We start from the raw sequence: 1,529 nt of genomic DNA, 5'->3' as shown, positions 1-1,529 counted from the left end.
GCGTGGAGAGCCCCCTCCACCAGCCTATGGCTGGTCCCCCTCCCCGTGCCGGGGAGGATTCAAGCGGTTCAACGCCCATTCCGCCGCCTCTGCCACCACCGCATCGGCGTCGCCCAGCAATCGCGTTAGCGGCGCAACCAGCGCCCCATCCCCCGAATTCCCCGCCGCGATCGCGGCGTTGCGGACCATCCGCCCGCGCCCGATCCGCTTGATCGGCGAGCCCGCGAACACCTGGCGGAACCCGGCATCGTCGAGGTCGAGCAGGTCCGCAAGCCGCGGCGCCATCAGTTCCGCCCGCGGCTGGAACGCCATGTTCGCCCGCGCCGCGGCGGCGAACTTGTTCCACGGGCAGACCGCCAGGCAATCGTCGCAGCCGTAGATGCGGTTACCGATGCCGGCGCGAAATTCCTCCGGGATCGGCCCCTTGTGCTCGATCGTCAGGTAGGAAATGCAGCGCCGCGCATCGAGCCGGTAGGGCGCGGGGAACGCCTCTGTCGGGCACGCCCGCTGGCACGCGTCGCACGATCCGCAGGCGTCGCGCCCCGGCGCATCGGGCGTCAGGTCGAGCGTCGTGTAGATCGCGCCCAGGAACAGCCAGCTGCCGTCCGTCCGGCTGACCAGATTGGTGTGCTTGCCCTGCCAACCGAGTCCCGCCGCCTCCGCCAGCGGCTTTTCCATGACCGGTGCCGTATCGACGAAGACCTTCAGTTCGCCGGGCGCCTGTTCGACCAGCCACCGGCCCAGCGCCTTCAGCGCGCGCTTCACGACGTCGTGATAATCGCCGCCTTGGGCATAGACCGAAATCCGCCCGCGATCCCCCGCCCCCTCCAGCGCCAGCGGGTCGCGGCCGGGCGCATAGCTCATGCCGAGTGCGATGACGCTCCGCACGTCGGGCCACAGCCCGGTCGGGCTCTCCCGGGCTCCCGCCCTCTCCTCCATCCAGATCATCGACCCGTGCGCGCCGTCCGCCAGCCATTCGCGCAGCCGGGCGCCCGATCGCGGCGCGGCATCGGCGCGCGCGACCCCTGTGGCGGCAAAGCCCAGCTCCGCCGCCTTTTCCTTCAATCGCTGCTCGATCGGCTTGTCTTGGCGCACCCTCGCCCGCTACCACAGGCGCGGATGCGATTGGGGGACATTTTGACCGACACATTGGCCGTACAGGCAAACGGCCTCGTCAAGCGCTTCGGCGATCGGCGAGTGGTCGACGGGGTCGACATCGCAGTGCCCAAGGGCGCGATCTACGGCGTGCTCGGCCCCAACGGGGCGGGCAAGACGACGACGCTCAGGATGCTGCTGGGCATCATCGAACCCGACGAGGGCACGCGCAGCCTGCTCGGCCGGCCGCACCCGCGCGACGCCAGCGACAATGTCGGCTATCTGCCTGAGGAGCGCGGGCTGTATCCGGGCATGAAGTCGGTCGAGGCGATCGCGTTCATGGGCGCGCTGCGCGGGCTCGACTGGTCGACCGGGCGCAAGCGCGCGCGCACGATGCTGGAGGCGGCGAATCTCGGCCACGCTGCCGACCAGAA

1 protein-coding gene and 1 pseudogene are annotated in these 1,529 nt (G+C 70.3%); one reads left to right on the top strand and one right to left on the bottom strand.

The annotated features are described in order from the left end of the window. Positions 1-24: 24 nt before the first annotated feature. Positions 25-1,077, bottom strand: a complete 1,053-nt coding sequence (gene queG, locus ASE86_RS14065; RefSeq protein ID WP_156347223.1) for a tRNA epoxyqueuosine(34) reductase QueG — start codon at positions 1,075-1,077, stop codon at positions 25-27. 42 nt (positions 1,078-1,119) lie between these two features. Between queG and ASE86_RS16560 the strand changes: the two are divergent. After that, a pseudogene (locus ASE86_RS16560) lies at positions 1,120-1,529 on the top strand (ATP-binding cassette domain-containing protein); the annotation flags it as partial.

Origin of the sequence: Sphingomonas sp. Leaf33 (assembly GCF_001421785.1) — a bacterium.
Lineage (GTDB): Bacteria > Pseudomonadota > Alphaproteobacteria > Sphingomonadales > Sphingomonadaceae > Sphingomonas.
The sequence above is the reverse complement of the archived record's forward strand: the minus strand, read 5'-3'. Positions and strand labels throughout refer to the sequence as shown.